14 protein-coding genes are annotated in these 18,972 nt (G+C 45.1%); 10 read left to right on the top strand and 4 right to left on the bottom strand.

The genetic code is table 11. The features are described 5' to 3' along the window. Positions 1–497 precede the first annotated feature (497 nt). From J7I42_RS30045 to J7I42_RS30070, 6 genes are read left to right on the top strand one after another with little or no spacing between them, the layout of a single operon-like run. Entirely contained in the window at positions 498–1,355 is an 858-nt protein-coding gene (locus tag J7I42_RS30045) for an STAS domain-containing protein (protein ID WP_209143259.1), read from the top strand. Between the two features lie 11 nt (positions 1,356–1,366). Further along, positions 1,367–1,783 carry an STAS domain-containing protein gene (locus J7I42_RS30050; protein ID WP_209143261.1) on the top strand — a complete coding sequence of 139 codons (417 nt, stop codon included), beginning with the start codon at positions 1,367–1,369 and terminating at the stop codon, positions 1,781–1,783. After that, positions 1,764–2,177 carry an anti-sigma regulatory factor gene (locus J7I42_RS30055; protein ID WP_209143263.1) on the top strand — a complete coding sequence of 138 codons (414 nt, stop codon included), beginning with the start codon at positions 1,764–1,766 and terminating at the stop codon, positions 2,175–2,177. The genes J7I42_RS30050 and J7I42_RS30055 overlap by 20 nt, the downstream gene beginning before the upstream one ends. Continuing rightward, a complete protein-coding gene (locus J7I42_RS30060) occupies positions 2,170–3,186 on the top strand; it encodes an ATP-binding SpoIIE family protein phosphatase (RefSeq protein ID WP_209143265.1) in 1,017 nt (338 codons plus the stop codon). Before J7I42_RS30055 ends, J7I42_RS30060 begins: the two co-directional genes overlap by 8 nt. A 2-nt stretch (positions 3,187–3,188) precedes the next feature. Continuing rightward, complete coding sequence (locus J7I42_RS30065; protein WP_209143268.1) at positions 3,189–4,832, top strand: ATP-binding protein; 1,644 nt, start codon at positions 3,189–3,191, stop codon at positions 4,830–4,832. Further along, positions 4,832–5,266 carry a response regulator gene (locus J7I42_RS30070; protein WP_209143270.1) on the top strand — a complete coding sequence of 145 codons (435 nt, stop codon included), beginning with the start codon at positions 4,832–4,834 and terminating at the stop codon, positions 5,264–5,266. Before J7I42_RS30065 ends, J7I42_RS30070 begins: the two co-directional genes overlap by 1 nt. Positions 5,267–5,426: 160 nt before the next feature. Here J7I42_RS30070 and J7I42_RS30075 read toward each other — a convergent pair whose 3' ends face one another. After that, positions 5,427–8,243, bottom strand: a complete 2,817-nt coding sequence (locus J7I42_RS30075) for a TolB family protein (protein ID WP_209143272.1) — start codon at positions 8,241–8,243, stop codon at positions 5,427–5,429. Between the two features lie 797 nt (positions 8,244–9,040). Between J7I42_RS30075 and J7I42_RS30080 the strand changes: the two genes are divergently transcribed. Both J7I42_RS30080 and J7I42_RS30085 read left to right on the top strand, forming a co-directional pair. Beyond that, positions 9,041–9,781, top strand: a complete 741-nt coding sequence (locus J7I42_RS30080; protein WP_209143274.1) for a PrsW family intramembrane metalloprotease — start codon at positions 9,041–9,043, stop codon at positions 9,779–9,781. Positions 9,782–9,795: 14 nt separating this feature from the next. Next, positions 9,796–10,287, top strand: a complete 492-nt coding sequence (locus tag J7I42_RS30085) for a GNAT family N-acetyltransferase (RefSeq protein WP_209143276.1) — start codon at positions 9,796–9,798, stop codon at positions 10,285–10,287. A 77-nt stretch (positions 10,288–10,364) separates the two neighbouring features. Here J7I42_RS30085 and J7I42_RS30090 read toward each other — a convergent pair whose 3' ends face one another. Next, positions 10,365–11,141, bottom strand: a complete 777-nt coding sequence (locus tag J7I42_RS30090) for a queuosine precursor transporter (RefSeq protein WP_209143278.1) — start codon at positions 11,139–11,141, stop codon at positions 10,365–10,367. 346 nt (positions 11,142–11,487) lie between these two features. On the opposite strand from J7I42_RS30090, the gene J7I42_RS30095 reads away from it, so the two are divergent. Together J7I42_RS30095 and J7I42_RS30100 are read left to right on the top strand one after the other, a co-directional pair. Further along, on the top strand, positions 11,488–14,115 hold the full coding sequence (locus J7I42_RS30095) for a YfhO family protein (protein ID WP_209143280.1): 2,628 nt from the start codon (positions 11,488–11,490) through the stop codon (positions 14,113–14,115). Positions 14,116–14,310: 195 nt separating this feature from the next. Further along, entirely contained in the window at positions 14,311–15,228 is a 918-nt protein-coding gene (locus J7I42_RS30100; protein WP_209143282.1) for a glycosyltransferase family 2 protein, read from the top strand. Between the two features lie 42 nt (positions 15,229–15,270). On the opposite strand, the gene J7I42_RS30105 is transcribed toward J7I42_RS30100, so the two are convergent. Together J7I42_RS30105 and J7I42_RS30110 are read right to left on the bottom strand one after the other, a co-directional pair. Then, positions 15,271–16,020: a LytR/AlgR family response regulator transcription factor gene (locus J7I42_RS30105; RefSeq protein ID WP_209143284.1), complete on the bottom strand. Its 750-nt coding sequence runs from the start codon at positions 16,018–16,020 to the stop codon at positions 15,271–15,273. A 21-nt stretch (positions 16,021–16,041) separates the two neighbouring features. Further along, positions 16,042–18,948, bottom strand: a complete 2,907-nt coding sequence (locus J7I42_RS30110; protein WP_209143285.1) for a sensor histidine kinase — start codon at positions 18,946–18,948, stop codon at positions 16,042–16,044. Positions 18,949–18,972 lie beyond the last annotated feature (24 nt).

The raw sequence follows: 18,972 nt of genomic DNA on the forward strand, positions 1-18,972 counted from the left end.
AAAATAATTTCGAGTTCACTCTACGATTCACCACTCACCATTCACTTGTTCGCCTTCTGCTCGATCAAACGCCTACTTTATCCATAATAACCTTCTTCTACCTGATCCTCTCATCAACTTTTTACTTCCGTCTTGCTACGTCCTATTTCCTGCTTCAATTCCTTTATCAACCCTATCAACCTTCTTCCACCTTGTCAACCTGCTTTGCCCGCCGAAGCTTTACCGCCGTCGCCTTCGGCTATGGCGGTCGAAGAGCGTAGGAGGGCCTTTTCCTGATCAACTGGTCAACTGATCAACAGAACAACCTACATCTCCCTTCCACAGTATCTCCTTCTAATGATATAAACTTTATCACCCCTATCAAATTCCCATTGACGTTATAGTCGCAATTCCCCACTTTTCTTAATTCCCCGTGCTGGCAGGTAAATTGCTTAGTAGCTCCTTTCACATTTGGCCAGTCACTAAAAAAAAACTTATAAACTCAACCTCTTTACAAAATGAAGCAAGACATTTCAAAGCTCCTGCAAAAGAAAAAGAAAAATATTATCGAAGATTGGATGAATATGCAGCTGGCCGATGCCGGATTACGGGAAGACCTGATGAGTAATGACGAGTTGCGTGAGCAGAGTGCAGAATTGATCGATGCGTTGTTAAAAGCCATTACCGAACAAAATTTAGATGATTTTAATTCGGCGAGTTTTAATACAGTTTATGAAATTCTCTCCGGCATTTCTATCTCAAGGGCCCGTCAGGGATTCTCACCCCGCGAAACCGGCGTATTCGTGTTCAGCCTGAAAGACGCCATCTTACAAACCCTGATAATTGAACTCAAAAATGACCAGGAGACGCTGATAGAAGCCTTAGTGGCCATGAATAAATTACTCGACAACCTGGGTATTGTCACCTTTGAAACCTTCATCAAGGGTCGTGAAGAAGTGATCTTACGTCAAACCGATGAAATAACAGAAATATCCACTCCCGTTATCAGGGTATGGGACGGCATTCTGGCGCTGCCCATTATTGGAACGCTCGATAGCGCCCGCACGCAGGTGGTTATGGAAAATCTGTTACAAAACGTTGTCGACACTGGCAGCACCATCACCATACTTGATATATCAGGGGTACCAACTGTTGACTCACTGGTTGCCCAGCACATCATTAAAACGGTGGCCGCCACCCGCTTAATGGGTGCAGAATGCATTATTAGCGGCATACGTCCTGAAATTGCACAAACCGTTGTTCACCTTGGAATCGATCTCTCCAATATCGTTACCAAAGCCACATTGGCCAGTGCATTGAAATATGCTTTCGCATTATTGAAACTAGATGTTAAACGTATTCAAAAAGAAAAATAAGTAATTCGGCTATGGATAGAATACCTATCCTCAGAATGGGGAATTTTTTACTCGTCACCATACAGATAGATCTGTATGACCGCCTGGCTATCAATCTGGAAACTGATCTGGTAAATATGGTTAACAAAACGCAGGCGAAAGGTGTGTTGATCGACATTTCCGCCCTGAGTATTGTTGACTCGTTTATGGGCCGCATCTTAGGCAATATCGGCAATATGGCCCGCATTATGGATGCGGAAACGGTAGTGGTCGGTATGCAACCCGCCGTTGCCATAACGTTGGTTGAACTGGGGCTTGAGCTAAAAGGCGTTCATACGGCACTGAATGTTGTAAAGGGTATGGAGTTGTTACGAAACAAAATTAAAGACCTGGACACCGGTGAGGAAGAAGAAGAAGAAATAGCAACCAATGAGGATAGTACTGAATAAGGACTCCATGAATATTGAAAAGGAACAGGATGTTGTGCCTTTTCGTAACCGCGTAAAAGAATATGCGGTAAAAATTGGAATGAGTGTCGTCAATCAAACCAAATTGATCACCGCAGCCAGTGAGCTGGCCAGGAATATGTTGAAATATGCCGGAGGAGGCATCACGAAAATAGAAGTGATCAGCGAAGGCAGGAACAGCGGCATCCGGCTGATCTTTGAAGATAAAGGCCCCGGTATAAGTGATATTGCACTGGCTATGAAAGATGGCTTTTCTACCGGGAAAAGCCTTGGCATCGGGTTACCGGGTGCAAAAAGACTGGTAAACGAATTCGAAATCAAGAGCAGCGTTGGTGAAGGAACTACTGTTTCTATAATCAAATGGAAAAATGGTTGATAATGTACATATACTATTCAAAGCAAATGACAGAAGCTATTTTGCCGTCCTAAAAAAAGAGATCCGCGCGCTCGCTCATACGCTTCCCTTTAATGAACGACAGACTGGAGAAATTGACATCATTGTAGCCGAAATGGCCAGCAACCTCGTTAAACATGCAGGGGGCGGACAAATTCTGGCTAAACTGGTTCACCACAATAATAACTATGGCATAGAGCTTATCAGCATAGACAACGGTGCAGGGATTGCCGATGTAAACAAAATGCTACGGGATGGTGAAAGTTCCAAAAGCACCCTGGGACTTGGCCTGGGCGCTATGCAGCGGTTAGGGGACACTTTTCAGATCTATTCGCAAAAAAACTGGGGCACAATTATTTTATGCCGCAAATATGTTAAAGGTCTGGCGCTTCATATAAAGCCACCCATTGCAGAAGTAAGATCGGTGGTAGTTGCAAAACCCGGAGAAACGAAATGCGGGGATAGTTTTTTTCACATTGAAAACAAAAGCCATGTAAAGCTCTTTCTGGCCGATGGCCTGGGCCATGGTGTAGAAGCCGCCCGCGCAGTACAGGAAGCAGGGATTGCTTTTGCCAATTGCCCGGAACTCTATCCTCCTGAAATTTTACGTTATATAAATTTATCTGTTAAAAAAACAAGAGGATTGGTAGGTATGGTGGCCATTTTTGATCTCGCTAAAAAAACATGGGAGGTCTGCGGTGTTGGAAATATTACCATTAAAATAAACGGCCCAACCATAAGCAAAAACTTTATGTCTTATAATGGGATCATTGGTTTAAATATGCCCCGGATACTGACCAGCCAGCAGATCGTACATGAACAAGGCCAGTATCTGATAATGTGCAGCGATGGTCTCCGCGGCCGGTGGGACACCCTGAAATATACAGGCATATCGAGGTACGACCTGACTATACTTGCCTCCTCATTATTTAAAGACTTTACACGTACTACCGACGACACCTCCGTAGCGATCTGTAAAATAAACACCTGATAATGGAAGACATTGCAAAGGTTGTTCTTGAAAATGAAATGGACCTGATCATAGCGCACAAACGCTCTATGAAACTGGCAGAATTGCTTGGCTTATCTCTTTCTGCCCAAACTTCTTTTGCAACGGCCGTTTCGGAAGTTGCCAGGAACACTATTGAGAACGGCAAAAGCGGCTACCTGGTACTGGGTGTCGATGGTAACAAAGTAAATAAACAGATCCAGTTTATTGTTGCTTCTATAAAAAATGGAAAAAATTCAGGTACCAACCTAAATGGCCTCGAATATGCCAAGAAGCTGGTCAATAAATTCTCCGTTTCTACCAACAAAAATTCCGAAACACTGGTTGAACTGTTCTATGCCATCCCCCCTCATATAAAGATAGATATGTCGCAGCGGGATGAATGGCGCACCATCTTCCGTAACGAGCCAGCCTTTTCACCATACGAAGAAATAAGAAGACAGAATGAACGGCTGCAGGAATTATCGGCACAATTGCAAAAAAGCGAAGCCCAGTATAAAATGCTTACCAATTCGCTGCCCCTGATGATCTTTTCCCTGAACACAGCCGGCTTAGTGGTATACGCGAATGAATGGCTGCAACGCTATACAGGCGAAACCATTGAATCGTTAAACACTGACAAGTGGAAACAAATAGTGCACCCCAGTGACTACGATGCCTTCATTCTTTTCTTCAATAATAAAATACCACAGGAAGCAGCCTCTATTAAAATGCAGGCCCGCATAAAACAAAAAGACAATGATGATCACCTGTGGCACCAGGTATCCCTGTCCCCTTTTCTGAACGATCGCAGCGAACTGCAATACTGGATAGGCTATCTGGTAGATATTCATGCCCAGAAAATATATGAAGAAACACTAAAAGATAATTTTGAATTAAAACAGGTACAGGAAGAATTGAGTGAGCACCAGGAACAACTGGAAAAATATATTGTGGAACTGAACCAAAGCAATTTTGAATTGCAACAGTTTGCATTCGTTGCCTCGCACGATCTGCAGGAACCCGTTCGAAAACTAATGTTCTACAGCGATTATTTGCTTAAACGCTATGATGACAAAATGGATGGAAAAGGAATTGAGTATTTAAAGCTCATCCATTCCGTTTCTGGCCGAATGCGCACCCTTATCAAAGACCTGCTGGCCTTCTCTCAAATAAGCAAGACCGAGATCGCCTTCAATCACGTAGACCTGAACAGCGTAGCCCGTTATGCCCTGCAGGACCTGCAACTTGCCATAGAAGAGAAAAAAGCCGTAATAAACATTCAATCCTTACCCTCTGTGGAAGGCGATGAAAGCCTGCTGCGACAGTTATTCGAAAACATCATCACCAATTCTTTAAAGTATTCCAGAAATGGGGTACCGCCTGAAATAAACATCAGCTGTAAACAGGTTGAAAATAACCATGAAATAATCTTTGCTGATAACGGGATAGGGTTTGAAGAAAAATATGCGCCGCAGATCTTCAAGTTGTTTCAACGATTGCATGCAAGGGACCAATATGAAGGAACTGGTTTAGGACTGGCCATTTGTTTAAAAATAGTTGAAATACACAAAGGCTCCATACGTGCCACCTCCAGCGAAGGCAAAGGCGCCAATTTCTTTGTTTCACTACCAATAAGAACTGTATAATGGAAAACACTTCATTGAAAATATTAGTAGCAGACGACGATGCCGATGACCGTGCAATTCTGGAAGACGCCATGATGGAACTCAATGCCAGTCAGGTGCTTTGTTTTGCTCAAAATGGTGAAGAAGTATTGCGTTTATTGGGTACCGATTTCAATGCCGATCAAAAACCGGCTTTGATCATCCTCGACCTGAACATGCCTAAATTAAACGGTACAGAAACCCTGCGCCGCATTAAAGAAGATGAACGTTTTAATACCGTTCCCGTGATCATTTACAGCACTTCCTTAAACCCGCTGGAAAAGGATAAATGTATGCTGCTGGGCGCTCACTCCTATATAACCAAACCGGTTACCTTACAGGAAAGTATGGATACCGCTAAAGCGTTTCTGTCTTTCTGTGAGGAAACTTCGCTCCCGGTTAATTACCGGCAATAGGCAATGGGCAATAGGCAATGGGCAATGGATATTCGAAATTCGAGACTCGCTACTTTTACCAGCAATCGGCAGTCGGCAATCGGCAATGGATTTACGAAATTTGAGACTCGCTACAGGCTCTGCCTTCCTGATCAACTGGTCAACTGATCAACTCCAAGACCTATCTACCAAAAAGATTGATCGGTAAAATAAACTCCCACTGATTCGGATCATACCCCCGGAGCTGATTCAACATCCGGCTGTAGCGAATACCAAAACTTACATTGTATTCATTCCACCATTTTGTATCAAAGTAAACTTCTCCACCGGTACTCTTGAATTCGAGGTAGCGGTTTTCTCTAAAGAATTTCAAATAAGTATAATCATAAAACGCATTGCCGCGCACCCGCAGGAAGTAAACAATATTCCCTATGCCAAAGTCGGGATATACCAGCGGAAAATGATAATTGAAACCCACCTTGTACATGTCAGGGATTGAATACTGGTTCACAGCCGGGTACCCACGGGAAATGGGAAAACTGCTGCCAAAGCTGTAATCACCCACCGTATCCCGCTTTTGATAGGCCCCGGTTATAACCAGACTATGCGTACGAGCTACGCCAGGCAAATATACAGCCGCACTTGTCAACCATTGAAACCCGCTTAAGTTGGTAACAATTTGCCGGTAACGCGAAAGCAAACTGACACCAAACCGGGGATAGATCTGTTGTCTGGCCACCTGCGATTGCATGGTGAAGGTTACTGAGGCGTCATAATATTCAAACTGCTCATCGGCATATTTATTCTTGGAGGCCTGGGTATAATTAACCTGGTGATGGTTGATACCACCCGAAAAACTTAAGCGACGATAATACCGGCCACTATTAAATGTAAAAGGGAACTGCAGTCCCAGCCGGCCATTTAATTCATTCCACGTTTTGAACGGCGTGTCGGTCTCCTTCCGGTCGAAGGTTTCGGCCACGCCCAGGGTCAGGTACGGGAACCAGGCACCGTAAATGGCGGTGGCGCCTATCTCTTTGTACTTCTCATTGGTATTATAATTGAAATACAACTCGGTTTGCAATGTGTTCAACACATTCTCGCCAATAAGGGAGAACGTATAATCCGGATCGGAAATATATGGCCGCCAGCTGTGAAAATTAACCAGGTTAAACGCTTTGTGGTACCGGCTGATGGGATATGGCCGGCTGGTATCCAGCGACAGGGGCTGGTCCACCTTTAACCCCGGTAGATCATAAGGCGTCATAGACGTCTGCGTAAACGCCTCAGCGCTTACTGGCTGCCAGTTTTCGGCATTCAGCGATTGTTGCACCAGATGAAAACCCGCCGCGGTAAAAGCCGTATAAATGGCCTTGTTGTTATGGGCGCTCCACTGGTAATTACCCGTGCCTTTGTTGGTTGGGGTTTGAACCTGGAACAATTGTTTATTTACCAGGGCCAACAACAGGTCCTGCTGGTGACCTGCGGCGGTAAAGGTGATTGTATCGCCCTGTACAGCCGGGAAACCCACTACCCGCCGGGACATGGGCAATAGCTCTTCTACCGAACCATCGTTTATATTCACCAGCGCCATCGTGTTCTCACCCGTATAGGTGCGAATGGCCGTAACCACCGTTTGGTCTGTATAAAATTTAGGATGGCTATAAAAAAACTGTTTCGGATTGGGTACTTTTTTCAAGAGGGAACCGGTCTTTGCGTCCAGTATATGCAAACTGGCGGCACCACCAGGTTGTACTTCCACTGCTACAATGGTCTTGCCATCGGCCGAAATATCGGGTGCAAAATATTTTGAACGATGTGTTATGACCCGCTCCCTGCCAGTATGCACATCCATTACCCGTACCACGCTGTAGTCTTTCCAGGCCCAGCGCGTATCTGCTTCATACGCAGCATACACAATACGCCCGTTGCGATAGGAAAAATAATTATCCAGTGAAATGGCTTTTGTTTGCAAACGGGAATCGTTACCTGTAGTAATGTTACGCAAATAGAACGCCGGTATTTTTTTATAACTGCTTTTTACCAGTACTACCGTGTTATCATCTATCCATTGCGGGAACTCATCATCGCCCGCAAAATGTTTCTGTTGTTTGGCCCAGTCGCTCACCGCGTCGTTGCCCAGCGAATCGGTACTGGACTTAAAATAATCCAGTGCGTTTTGGCGGAACTCTTTATAAGTGGTATTACTGTATTTTTTTATTGCCCGTTGAAAAGGATAGAACAATCCATTGAACCGAACGGCATCATCGGTCACGTTCTTCCAGAAATCGGGACCATATTTTTCGCGGCCGTACGCCACCTGCATATATCCCAGCCGGTAATGATCGGGTACAAAATCACGCAATGATCCATTACGCAGTTTCATCCAGGAATACTTTTTATCAGCCATCCACAACGACCGGTAATCATTAAAGAAAAACGACAGGCGCCCCCTCCCCTGCTGACTTTTTAATGTTTCCTGGTATACGGCATCGCCTTCCCAGAACCAGTTTGGGACAGCAGCACCATTGGCCATGGCCAGCCCATCCTGTCCGAACAGGTAATAGGCCACCCGCGACAATCCCTTGCGGAAATTATTGTATTGCTGCACATGTCTGAACTCATGCAAGGCCAGGGAATGCGTCCAGGGGGTGGTGCCCAGGTCGAATGGGTTTTGTGCCGGCATCAGGTAAAACTCACTGCGCCAGGGGCCCAATGCTACATAGGCATTGGAGATAGTTGTATATGGTTGTAAAACGATGCTGATCTTGCGCAGGCGATCGCCAATGGTGGGCGCTGTTTGTATAGCCAGCTTTTGTACGGTGGCCGCTACATCTGTTGCCTGTTTTTCCAGCCCCAGTCCTTCGGGGAAAATAACCCGGATACTATCGTTATTGATCTGGTTCCATTTTGTGGCCGGTTGATGCCCGCCAAACTGTTGCGCCTGTAAAAAACTATATACCGGTAAGCAACAGATTAAAAGAAATAGTTTTCTCATTCTAAGGGACTATGTTGCCCTGAAAATAAAGCCTTTTTTTAATATTGGATCAATGTATTTAAAAGAATCGGCAGTCGGCAATCCTGAATCGGCAGTCAGTAAAGGGCAGCGGCATCTTCGTAGCAACAGGCAATCGTGAAACGGTAAACGTGAAAACCTCGTCGCGGCAGACGGTCTCGGCTCAGCCGAGAGCAGAAGGCAGACGGCAGAAGGCAGACGGCAGACGGCAAACGACAAACGGCAGACGGCAGACGGCCGCTACGCGGTTATCCTTTAGTTCGAACGCTTTGTGGCCTGCGGCTCCCTGGCAAACCGGGATAGCTCACTTCGTTCGATGGCTTCGCTTTCCGCCAGGGGCGGAAATGCTCAGGGGATCTAAAAACCAGCACCTGTCAGCTTAACCATTCAATACCCAATTACCTATAACCATCGAACCTAATAACTCATAAACTAAAAAACTAATAATTTGATTGATGGTTAACCCCGCAAGGCGGGCAGGCTCTGCATTTCCTTATCAATCTGTCAACCCGCTTCTTCCTATCCTCTATCAACCTTTTCAACCCTTTCAACCTGCTTTGCCCGCCGAAGCTTTATCGCCGTCGCCTTCGGCTATGGCGGTCGAAGAGCGTAGGAGGGCCTTCCTGGTCAACTGATCAACCAACATCTTCTATCCCAAACGCCCCACTTAATACCAGTATCAACCCTGGCAACTTATCAACCAACCTTCGTATCTTGAGCCCGATTGCTCTGTCTGTACCACGTACTGTAAACCTGAGGGGTAAAATATATTTGATACCATGCTTTCTTTATTAGCTTTGGCTATAGCGCCCGGCGCCGCTATTACAATTTACATTTATTCGCGGGATAAATATGACCGGGAGCCCTTAAAGCCCCTGCTGATCTCTTTTTTGCTGGGTATGGTGGCCACCGCACCAGCCATTCTTATTCAAACCCTGTTAAAACCGGTACTGTTCCTCCATTTCCCCGACTTCGACATCTGGTATTACTTTTTACTATCATTTATCATTGTGGCCTGTAGTGAAGAAGGCAGCAAATTTCTGATGTTACGGTCCTATGCCTATCGCAACCAGGCTTTCAATGAACCCTTCGATGGCATTATTTATTCTGTAATGATCAGCATGGGATTTGCCACGCTCGAAAATATCGGTTATGTATTGAATTATGGTTTTAAAACGGGCATCATTCGCATGTTCCTGTCGGTTCCCTCACATGCTGCCTTTGCCGTATTGATAGGCTACCATGTTGGACTGGCCAAATTCGATGCGCCTCATGCCATCAAACATATTGTAAAAGGTTTTCTGCTGGCCGTTTTCTTCCATGGCGCCTTTGATTTCTTTTTACTGTTGCAGGGCAGCTCCCAGGTAAAAAAATATATCCCCAACTGGTCGCTGATCGCCTGCGCCCTGGTAGCCTGGTATATAGCCATCCGCATGTCTGTCAAATCTATAAAACTGCACCAGGAACTCTCGAGACTTCAGCACATAAAAAACAATGAAGCATTTCCGGAAGAAGTGTAATACTTTTGCCGGGCATGATAAACATACGCCTCGCAAACGAAAAAGACCTTTCCACTGTTGAACAACTGGCGCGGGAAATATGGCCGGTTGCCTATGATGGCATAGTGCCGCCACAACAGCTGGACTATATGCTCGACCTGATCTACAACAATGAAGCCTTACGGAACCAGCTGCTGGTGCAGCAACACACTTTTTTAATGGTAGAACAAGACGGGAAACCCGTTGGTTTTGCAGCCTACTCAACCGTTGCACCTGGTGTAAGCAAACTGCATAAGTTATACGTACACCAAAGCACCCAGGGTCAGGGCCTTGGCAAAAAGCTGGTGGATCATATTATCGCCCAATTGCAACAAGGATCTTTTCACACGTTACGATTAAATGTAAACCGGTACAACAAAGCCCGGTTCTTTTATGAGAAATTAGGTTTTATTATTATGAAGGAGGAAGATGTTGATATAGGAAGTGGCTACTTCATGATAGACTATGTAATGGAGAAAAAACTGTAAAGCTTTTGAGTTATTAAGTTATTTAGTTCGCGCGTTAATACAGCACTAAATAACTTAATAACTCAAAAACCAAATAACTACTCACTCTCTCTTCCCATCGCCGCTAATTTCATTTTCTTAGCTACATCATGACCTAAGAATTTTTCGATTCTTTTCTCTACAATGATAATAACGGGTGTAAGCACCACCGCCATCAGGAATTTGTACGTATAGTTCATCATCCCAATAGCCAGGATCTGCTGCCAGGTAAAGATGCCTGAGAATGCAATGAACAACACAATGTAACTATCTACCAGTTGCGATACCACCGTAGAACCTGTGGCGCGTAACCATACATATTTTTCGCCAGTGCGTTTCTTTATTTTATGGAAGATGGTCACATCCACTATCTGGCTTACCAGAAAGGCTACCAGGCTACCGATAATGATCCGCATACCCTGACCAAAGATGCCATCAAATGCCACTTGCATATCAGGAATACCCTGGTCTTTTCTGCTTGCCACCCAAAAATCGGCAGCAGGCACATGAATGGCCAGATAAAACATCAGGAAAGCATATGAAATAAGTCCCACCGCAATAAAGCTGATCCGGCGTACTGCCTTAGGACCATAAAATTCATTGATGATATCGGTCATAACAAACTCCAGCGGCCACAATAACACCCCGCAGGTAAGGGTAAAGGCCAGTCCATGCTGACCGAACATGGTAATATTGGCCGGATCAGTACCCAGTAACTTTTCCAGTGAAAACAGTTTGGTACCTATGCATTCCGCAATAAGGGCATTGGCAACAAAAAAAGCTGTGAAAAATACAAAAAGACGGGTCGGTTTATCCTTAATAATGGATTGGATCATTTTATAAAAAGTATTATCTGGGGAAATAAAAAAAGAAAATTAGCAATTATAAGCCATCCCGGAAAATGTTTAAAGACCGGTTTACGTTGAAGAATAAATGCGAGAATAAAGGCATTCACCGCTATATTCAACAGAAAAGCGAACAAAACACCTAAAATTAACACCAGGGATACAAGATCGCCGGGCTGTCCTTCCTTAAGTATGGGATAAAAGCGCATCACCCATACCAATACGAAGCAAACATTACAAATAAAAGCTACCCGACTGAAAAATATTAAACTTTGCATATAGCCTTAACTTGCTGTAAAATTGCATTATTTTGCCCAACTATTAATTTTTTGCAATAATGAAGAAAACACTCTGGCAACAGGTAATGCCACATCTGGTATCCATTGCTATTTTTTTGATAGTCGCCTTATTCTTCGCTAAACCCGCCCTTGAAAGCGGCAGCGTGATGAAACAGGGTGATATTACCAACTGGGAGGGCATGGTGCACCAGTCATTTCTGTACAAAGAAAAACATGGCCGTTTTCCCTTGTGGACACCCGCCATGTATGCCGGGATGCCAGCTTACCAGATTGCCATGGATGGGCCCTGGACGCCTCTGAACTTTATTGATAAAGCAATACAGTTGGGCTTACCCAAACCCATCAATATTTTCTTCCTGGCCTGCATTAGTTTTTACTTTCTGTGTATGTGTCTTCGTGTTCGGCCCTGGGTAGCTGTTATTGCCGGGCTCGCCTTTGCGTATAGTACCACCTTCCCTATATTTATCACCGCAGGCCACGATACACAAATGCTGGCGCTGGCTTATGCACCCGCCGCATTAGCAGGTATCATCTTACTCTTCGATAAAAAATATCTCAGTGGCTTTATTGTTACCGCCCTGTTCACGGGTATACAGGTAGCACAGGGACACCAGCAGGTAAGCTATTACATGTTCCTGGTAATGGGCATTATGGTCCTGTTCTTCCTGATCCAGGCATTCCGCTCGGGTGTAATTGCCAAACAGTTAAAAGCTGTTGGGTTGACCGCCATAGCGGCCGTACTGGGTATTTTGATCAATGCCGTAGCCCTGATGACCGTGTACGATTATTCAAAAGAATCAAAACGCGGCGGCCAGCTGGTAATGGATAAAAAACAAAACACTGATGATGTTATCAGTGGCGATAAAACAAAAGGATTAAGCAAGGAATACGCATTTCAGTGGAGTTATGGCTGGACGGAAAGCTTCACCCTGATGTTCCCCGGCGCCATGGGTTATGGCCAACACTATGCTGAACGCGATGGCGATCAGTTCCTGTATCCCAAACTCGATGAAAGCTCGCATGTATCAAAATTCCTGGTCGACAAACTGAACGTACCGGAAGACCAGGCAACCAATGTAGCCGCCCAATTAAGTGGCAACTTATACTGGGGCGATCAACCATTCACCGCCGGCCCTATTTACCTGGGCGCCATCGTTTGTATGTTGTTCATTTTCGCCATGGTGTACCTCGACGGCACCCACAAATGGTGGATCCTGACAGCCGCAGTCCTGGGTATCCTGATGGCGTTGGGAAAACACTTTCCGGCGCTTAACTACTTCCTGTTCGACTATTTCCCTTTCTATAATAAATTCCGGGTGCCTACCATGGCGCTTGAAATTACTGGTCTGGTAATACCTATTGCCCTGGCACTGGGTTTGGAAAAACTGATCGCCAGCACGACTGTTGACCTTAAAAAAGTAAAACTGGCCGCTATTATAACCGGTGCAGTATTCGTTGTGGCTGCAGGTGTATATTTTACAGCAGACTACAGCCGGGAAAATAAAAAGCGTACCGCTGCCTTTACCCAGCTGATGAACAGAGGCGCAGTTGCTGATATGGCCGCTGCCAGGGATTCCATCAACCTGCAATATCCGGCTGAAGCAGACAACCACATTTACGAAAACTTTTTATATCAAACCAAGGGTGATGCCGCCACAGCCCGGGGGATCCTGACCGCTTTGCGGGAAGACCGCCAAAGCGCCTTTGGAGCTACTATCCTGCGTTCGCTGATCTTTGTGCTGCTGGCCATGGGTGTTTTATTCCTGTTCATACATAAAAAGATCAATGCCGTAGTGATGCTCGCCGGTGTAGGTCTATTAACTGCTATTGACCTCCTGGGCATGGACAGTAACTACCTGAACAGCTTTAGCTTTGGCAACAAGGAAAATTATGAAGCTTCTGAGTTCCCTTTGACTGCGGCCGACCAGGCAATCCTGCAAGACAAAGACCCCAACTACCGGGTGCTGAACACCACATCGGGCAATCCGTTCATTGCCGATTCCCGTACATCTTATTATCACAAATCAATTGGCGGTTATCACCCCGCACGTTTGGGTATTTATGATGACCTGATAGAGCATCAGCTCGCCGGCTCACCCAACTTTGCCGTGATAAACATGCTCAATACAAAATACGTAATACAGCAAACCCAGCAGGGCGGTGTAATGGCCGTACCTAATCCACAGGCCTTAGGCAATGTATGGTTTGTAAAAAGTGTAAAATATGTAAACGGCCCCGTTGAAGAAATGAAGGCCCTGAGCAACAAATTCAATCCGGCCGAAGAAGCCATTGTTGATAATTCATTCAAATCTGCCACCTCAGGCTGGCAGCCGGCTGACAGCAGCGCTACCATCAAACAAACAGCCTTCGATTTCGAGAACGTGAAATACGAAAGCAACAGCAATGCGCCGCACCTGGCCGTATTCAGTGAAATATTCTATAAAGACTGGATCGCCTACATCGACGGAAAGGCCACGCCTGTTGCCAAAGCTGATTATGTTTTGCGTACCATGGTAATACCTGCGGGCAAACACAGCATTGAATTCAAGTTTGAACCGAAAGTGTTTCATACTGGCTACACTATCTCTTCTATCGCAGGCTGGATACTCACCCTGCTGATCCTGGGATACATTGTTTTGCTGGTACGACCGCTGATCAAAAAATAATGTCGAACGACGAGCCTGTACCTAAAAATGGCGCAAGCGTCCGCTTGTGCCATTTTTAGGGTTCCTGACAGGTCGTATTCAAATTGAACAACCAGACCTGTCAGAGCTTGCCCCGCTCTGCGGGGAGCGCATCAACCGTCTGATTATTCGGCACCCGATGGCGGACCTTACAGGTCTTTACTATTTTAAAATACTATGAGCATAGGAATTGTTATAATAACGTATAACCGGCCTGACGATGCGCTGGAACTGGCTCAAAACATCAGCCAGCTGCAGCAGGTGACCCCTTTGTGCAGTGAGGTTATCTTTGTTAATAACCAATCAACCGTGCCCTATACCGAACTGGAGACGTTTATAGCACAGCATCCCCAGCTCCCCTTCCGCTATTTTAAAACAGCAGAGAACCTGGGCGTTTCCCGCGGGCGTAATTTCGCCATCCAGCAAAGCACCGCCCCCTACCTGGTCTTTCTCGATGACGATGCCCTGTTCAAAAACCTCGATGCCCTGCAGTACATTCAACAGATCTTTACCGAATGGGTCATTGAAAGCAACAGACCCACCGGTATTATCTCCTTTAAGGTGTACTACCATTCAACCGGGGAATTACAAAAAACTGCTTTTGCACATAAACAATTCGAGCGCCGTAAAGACTGGCATCATTTTCAAACGGGGTATTTTGTAGGTTGCGCCCATGCCATCCACCGCGATGTGTTTGAGAAAACAGGTTATTACCCTACCAATTTCTTTTATGGTATGGAAGAATACGACCTGAGCTATCGCGCCATTGATGCCGGCTTCGATATCGTGTATGACGACCGCGTGGTCATTCTGCATAAAGAATCGCCCCTGGGGCGGCAGCCTAATAATGAAAAGCTCCGTGGAATGTGGGTGAACAAAAGTAAAGTGGCCTGGAAATTCCTTCCCCGTATCTATTTCTTTACAACGGCCATAATGTGGAGTTTTGAATACCTGAAAAAAACCGGTTTTCACCTGCCTGGCTGGGTAAAAGGCTGGATGGAGATCGTTCGCATACCTGGCAGTGAGAAAAGGAAACCAATTAATAAAAAGGGACTAGCGTATCTCAAGAAAGTGGAAGCACGGTTATATTATTGAAACAGTTTGTGGTTTGAGCAACAACAAACCACAAACAACAAACTATTTATACCCAAACTTACCTAAGAACTCATCCTTCCGGCGAGTAGCCACTTCAATCAACGCATTATCGCTCATTTCAATAAGTCCACCCCGGCCCTTGTGGTATTTCTTTACAAAATTCAGGTTTATGATGTGTGAGTTATGGATGCGAAAGAACAGATCGGCAGGCAGTATTTCCTCATATTCTTTAATAATGCGCGACGAAACATATTTCTGGTTATCGATGGCATGTACGTAGGTGTACCCGCCCTTGGCCTCAAAACGAATGATCTCCGACAGCTGAATAAATACCAGTCCATCATTATTGGGAAGGGCAATCTTCTGCAGCGAAGAGTTTGGTTTATTGATATTGAACATCAGGTTCTGCAACTGCACATTGATGTGCTTGAACCGGATGCGGTCTTTAGCCTTTTGCACCGCTGTTTTTAATTCATCGATGCTTACAGGTTTTAACAGGTAATCGAGCGCACTGTATTTAAAAGCCTTCAACGTATAGGCATCAAAGGCAGTAATAAAAATAATTTCAAAGTCAATGGGCATTATTTTGTCCAGCAGGTCAAATGCATTCCCATGTGGCATTTCAATATCCAGGAATACCAGGTCAGGATTTTTTTCCGCGATCAGCGGAATAGCAGTCTCCGCACTAACGGCTTCACCGATTATGCGAACTTCAGGGCAGCTTTCGTTTAGCAGTCCATTCAGGATCCGAATGTTCTTTGGTTCGTCGTCTACAATTAACGCGTTAATCATACGGCAAAGAAAATGAATATATTATAATACAGGAAAATAGATTGTCACCCTTGTCCCCAATGAATTGTGAAAATTGTCTTCCAGGTCATCAATCCACATCAGGATCTTCACGGCATGCTCCTGGTTAAACATGGCAATTCGGTCGGCAGTTAAGGATAAACCCTTAGACTGATAATTGATAGGCGAAACACTCTTATACTGCATCGCCGCTTTCCTACCGATGCCATTATCTTCTAAAATACATACCAGATGATCGCCATCATGTTTTACGGTAATTGTCACAACACCGTTTTTATCCTTTCTAAACCGCAGGCCATGACGCACACTGTTCTCCACAAACGGTTGCAGGATCATCGGCGGGATAAAACAGGCAGAGGGGTCAACCGCTTTATCGATGTTCACCACCCAGGAAAAGGCATTTTCCAGGCGCGTTTTTTCAATTTCAAGATAGTTTGTAAGATAATCCAATTCTTCTTCCAAACTGATCTCCGGCTTTGAAGAAAAATCCAGTGTTTGCCTGATAAGCCGCGAAAATCCGGAAATAAATTTATTGGCCCCCGCCACATCGGCATCCATTACATACTGTTGAATGGAGTTTAAACTATTAAATATAAAATGCGGGTTCATCTGGGCCTTTCGCGACAATTGCTCCAGCTCACTGATCCGCTTACTGGTAGCCGTTTTCTCCTGCTCCCGCTTTTTTATACGTCGTATTATTAATAAAACTATTACACCGGTCACTGCCAAAAACAACAATGAGATCAATACCTTAAACCAGGTTTCTTCATACAACAGCTTTTCTATAGTAAATCCCGTGGTAACAATGGCACTGCTCACATCGAATTTATTGATGGCCTGTAGCTGCAGCTGGTAATCACCCGACGGCAGGGTGGGATAATTTAACCCGGTTTCCCGGGTATCGTGCCAGGTACTGTCGAGCCCCAGGAGCCGGTACCGGTACCGGATATCCCCACCCGACTTATAGGAAATACCCACGTAATTAAACTGAATATTGTTTTTCGCATGCGGGATCAGTACAGGCGCATCGGCCGGATGATAGGTTTCATTCCCGATAGTGATATCAATAACCCGCAGGTCACAACGCGACTGGCTGGCGATCTTTTCTTCATCAAAAAAAGTAACGCCTTCCGGCGTGCCTACAAATACTTTTTTATTGCTTACGCATACCGCATTTATGAGATCTGACGAAAGCCCGTCGCTGGTGGTATATTTTTCTATGGGATAACCCGGTAATAATACCCGTACTTTATTCAGTCCTTTTTCAGTGCCAACCCACAACTTGCCATTTTCATAAAAAAGCCGCCGGCAAATATTGCTCGACAGCCCATCATTACGGGTAAGGTGTTTTATGAGGCGACCGTTTTTCCAGGCAACTAACCCATCCCCTGCTGTGGCCACCCATAAAACCTGGTTGCTGTCTTTGTTTAATGCCGAGATGCGGCCACTGAGTGCCCGCATCCCTGCGCCCAGGTACAGGGCTTTTTTACCCGGACTTAGCTGATATAATCCATTCAGGGCGCCAATATAAATAGTATCGTTATCTGTCAGGATACTGGTTGCCCGGTCCTGCCAGACGGTATCAAGTATTTTTAAACTTTCCTGGTCAACCTGTAACACATTTTTTTCTGTAGCTACCAAAAATGTTTTTCCATAGGTACACAGGGCTTTTACAGAAATATGGTTAAGCAGGTGCGTATAGTTGGAAAGATCGTCGGTCAATTTGATCAGGTAATGTTTGGTGGCCACGTATACCCGGTCATCGCCCAGGGTGCCTTTGATCAATAAGGGATTGGGTGCGGGCGTGGTAAAGGTGAAAGCTACCCTGCCCTCCAGTTTTCCGGTTTCGGTCTTCAGCTTATACAATTGCCCCAGATTGGTGGCTGTCAGCATCCAGTTCTTATGCTGTAAAATTGATTCTACCTGGTGATCCTGCAGTTTGCCACCATTAAAATGTATATTTCGTACTACGTCAGAGTTTAGCCGGTATACACCATTCCCCAATGTACAGAACCACCAGTTCCCGGCTTTGTCTTTAAACACATTCGACACCGTTATGCCTGGCAAATGGTGCAACACACTGTCGGGCCGGTCCATATTATACACCCAGGCCCCTTCGCGGGTACAGGTTACCACATACCTGCCCTCTATGAGATCAAAGTTGATGTGTTTGCTTGTGAAATTATATGGGAAGTTCATTATCCTGTTCTCTTTCAATGCCCATACAGATAACTCCTTTTCATTGGGCTTTACCATCAACGTTTCATTGGAAAACGCAGCATAATTAAAATGTTTTATTTTAAATTCAATGGCTTTATAAAACGTAAATTGATTATGTTGTAAAATGAGCAGGTTGTTTTCCTGCAACACCCAGAAACCACCTTCTTTACGGCTTGCGATCAGTGAGATATACCACAATGGTTTGCCATTATTGGTTGTAAAGGTGAATACTTCTCCCTTTGGCGTTATTAAGTGAAGTTTTGAGATCTCCTGCAATAATATGTTCCCGGCCTCATCTTCCGCATACCTGACAATGTTATCCTGTACCTGCAGTTTTTTTAAGAGGGAGTCATTTTCGCTTGTGTGAATTTTTCCTTTGTAATAGTATACCACCGCTTTTCTGAATGGAGAGATCCATACGCGGCCTTTGGAGTCGGCAAACAATTGGATGATCTCGTTATCGGGCAGTCCATCTTCCAGTGTAAAATTTCTGTAATGTGTGCCATCAAAACGGGTCAATCCGGTTTCGGTGCCAAACCATAAAATACCATCCGGGTCCTGGGTCATGCAATACACCGTTGACCCGGCCAAACCATCCCTGCTATCGTACCTGGAATAACTAAATTCCTGACTATACATAAACAGGGGGCCAACAAGAAGGTACAATACGGTAAGTAACCTACATTTCATAAGACCCTACAAAATAAGGATAAG

The sequence above is a fragment of the Niastella soli genome (genome assembly GCF_017742245.1).
GTDB classification, from domain to species: Bacteria; Bacteroidota; Bacteroidia; order Chitinophagales; family Chitinophagaceae; genus Niastella; species Niastella soli.